The following is a 2,561-nucleotide window of genomic DNA, read 5'->3' on the forward strand; positions in this document are numbered from 1 at the left end:
CACCATAATAACTGTATAATCTCTGGATATTTTCTTAAATTTTTTCATTACCGCTTTATTTCCTGAATAAGACATTCCAAATATATTCCAAGTATAATCTATCTCCATTTCAAGAAAATCATCATCGATTCTTATTTTATACAAATGAAAATCCATAGGAATTATACTATCGGGCATTTCAGCAATCATTTCACTTCGAGTCTTTATTTTACCCCAATACTCTTTGACGGATGCTTCATTAGAAAAATCCGGTACCGGAATATCCTTCATTTCACCCAAAAGTTCTGGTTCATACTGCAAAATCAAACTCTCTTTTAGACATTTTATTTGTTCAATATATTCTCTATCAGCGGGAGCAGTTTCGGTCAATTCGTATTTATCTTTTGCATACCGCACTGTTTCAGAAAGAGAATGAGGATTTGCAACTATTGTCTTCTCTACTTTTTTTCTCTTATATCTATATATGCTATTTTTGATTCTAATCTTTAATGGTTGCTTTTTTGAATGTCCTGCTATAAAAATGCTTGTAGGACCATCTGCACCACCTATGATTGAAATCGCATTTTTACTTTTTTGCTTCATTCGCTTTTTCATTCACCTTTTCCTCACAAATCCCGATTTCTATTTTTGTTTCCATAGCATGGTGTACTCTTTTTCACCAGTAGCTTCATCTAAATCTTCACATTGAATAATGAACCCTTCTCTTTGGTAAAAAGAAATTGCTCTGGCATTTTTCTGGTATACATTTAATCGTAAGCTAACTTTTTTATCCTTAATATAATCCAATAAAAGTTTACCTATGCCACATGACTGCATTTCATCAGAGACAAAAACACCTTCGATATATTCATCATTTAGTCCTACAAATCCTTGTATCTTTTTATCCGCTTCAAACACATAGATTTCGGATTGTAACATCATTTCTTTTACTAGTTCATAATTACTTTTCCAGTATTGATTGGAAATAAAATAATGTGCTTTCAGATTTGTCTTTAACCATATGTCAGCAACTCTATCAATATCTCCGTTCAGCAACTTTCTAATCATAACAAATATTCTCCACAACTACGTCCTTTATGCTTTTTTCTTTTATCCATTCTATCACAAGCTCACCATTAATCATCAATTTTTTGATATTTTTTATTTCCTATCGTAAGTACAAGATATTTTCTTGTTTATAACTATTCGTTTCTAATAAAAAGTGAAAATGCAAAGTAAGCGATATCTGTAGCACTTTATGAAAAGATTCCAAAAGAAAGAATGGATGCATGTAAAACACTTGGTTTTGACTTTTATACGGATGGTGAAGAATACGGTGGGAGATATGAGCTTATTACAGGAAATCGTTTGATTGGCCCAACTTCAGAGAATCCATATCTTACAAAGCCAGCTATAAGTCAGGCGATTAAAGATGCGAAAAACTATTTGGAACAAAAAGAAAAGAGTCTTGAGAAGCAGGGGAAACATTTGGAAATCACAGAAAGATCAAAGACACTTCCTACCAAAAAAGTGAAAGAACAGGAAAGATAAGGAGTGAATGAGAATGAATCAATATGTAATCTATAGAGTGAAGGATACGGAGATTGGAAAGAAATTAAAACACATGCCTTATAACGAATTAGGGGAATTAGTTCAGGAGGTAAAGGCAGAGAATTATGAGCAGATCTATTTCGGATTGCTAGAAGATAATAAAAAGACATATCAGCTGCGAAAGGATTTGGAAAAGCAGATTGAACCGGGAAAGAAATTGGAGGTCGGAGATGTGATTGTAACGAATCGAGAGGGACTTGCAGTCTCTCATTATGTGGATACCGATACATTGCTCACTCTCCCGGGATTTATAAATTTGACCGATTCAGATGCAGTAATCAAGGTTGATACAGAAGATTATGAAATTGAGCAGTATCCAGGAAAATGGAGAAGCGTGGATTATCTGATCTTTGAAGGAAAAAGCTATTTTCTCATGGAAAATCAGAAATATGGGAAAGATACAGCGGCACTTGTACTGAATCAGTATGGCAAGGTGATTCTTGATGAGTGTAAAGATGGCTTTGATCAGGATACGATCGATAGGATGAAATCAGCTGTCCAGAAGTTCAATGAACAGGAAAAACAGAAGGGAGCTACCAAAGAACGGCTTTCGGCATGGCAGAAATACTTTATCAATGGGGAATACCTTCGATCTGCAGAAATGGCAGAGGAACAGAATTACAATATGATCGATGGAAGAATCAACAATCTGCTACCGAAAAAGGAGAATCCAGAAGTACCAAAGAAGAGGAAATCTGTCCTTTTGCGTTTGTATAAACACTGCTGTGAGGTTGCAAAGAAACAGGGAAAGCCAATGCCGAGGCGGTATCAGGGGATGGAGATGGAGCGGAATCGTAAATAGATAAGAAATGACAAAGGGTGTGGGAGAAATCTCATTGCCCTTTTTTGAAAAAGAGTTGTCTGATATATATATAATAACCAAGTGAGAATTGTAAATTTTGCTGAAAATATAAATGAATCGTTGATAATATTGTGCATAAAATGGAAAAATGATAAAATCAAAAATGTGG

4 protein-coding genes are annotated in these 2,561 nt (G+C 34.6%); 2 read left to right on the forward strand and 2 right to left on the reverse strand.

Features of this window, described 5'->3' with window-relative positions; genetic code table 11:
- Both DXB52_RS15390 and DXB52_RS15395 read right to left on the reverse strand, forming a co-directional pair.
- On the reverse strand, positions 1–594 hold a 594-nt coding region (locus DXB52_RS15390), incomplete at its 3' end, for a hypothetical protein (RefSeq protein ID WP_472520520.1).
- Positions 595–621: 27 nt separating this feature from the next.
- Positions 622–1,047: a GNAT family N-acetyltransferase gene (locus DXB52_RS15395; protein ID WP_015527705.1), complete on the reverse strand. Its 426-nt coding sequence runs from the start codon at positions 1,045–1,047 to the stop codon at positions 622–624.
- 213 nt (positions 1,048–1,260) lie between these two features.
- Here DXB52_RS15395 and DXB52_RS15400 point away from each other — a divergent pair, with 213 nt between their 5' ends.
- Both DXB52_RS15400 and DXB52_RS15405 read left to right on the forward strand, forming a co-directional pair.
- Positions 1,261–1,530, forward strand: a complete 270-nt coding sequence (locus DXB52_RS15400; protein ID WP_117889961.1) for a hypothetical protein — start codon at positions 1,261–1,263, stop codon at positions 1,528–1,530.
- Positions 1,531–1,543: 13 nt separating this feature from the next.
- Positions 1,544–2,392, forward strand: coding sequence for a DUF4316 domain-containing protein (locus DXB52_RS15405; RefSeq protein ID WP_181988434.1), 849 nt, complete (start codon positions 1,544–1,546; stop codon positions 2,390–2,392).
- Positions 2,393–2,561: the final 169 nt, after the last annotated feature.

Source organism: Ruminococcus sp. OM04-4AA, assembly GCF_003462585.1.
In the GTDB taxonomy this organism is placed as follows: domain Bacteria; phylum Bacillota; class Clostridia; order Lachnospirales; family Lachnospiraceae; genus Mediterraneibacter; species Mediterraneibacter faecis.

Coding starts and splice junctions, on each gene's coding strand:
- DXB52_RS15395 (WP_015527705.1), bottom strand. CDS start 1,047: ATGATTAGAAAGTTGCTGAACGGAGATATTGATAGAGTTGCTGACATA.
- DXB52_RS15400 (WP_117889961.1), top strand. CDS start 1,261: ATGGATGCATGTAAAACACTTGGTTTTGACTTTTATACGGATGGTGAA.
- DXB52_RS15405 (WP_181988434.1), top strand. CDS start 1,544: ATGAATCAATATGTAATCTATAGAGTGAAGGATACGGAGATTGGAAAG.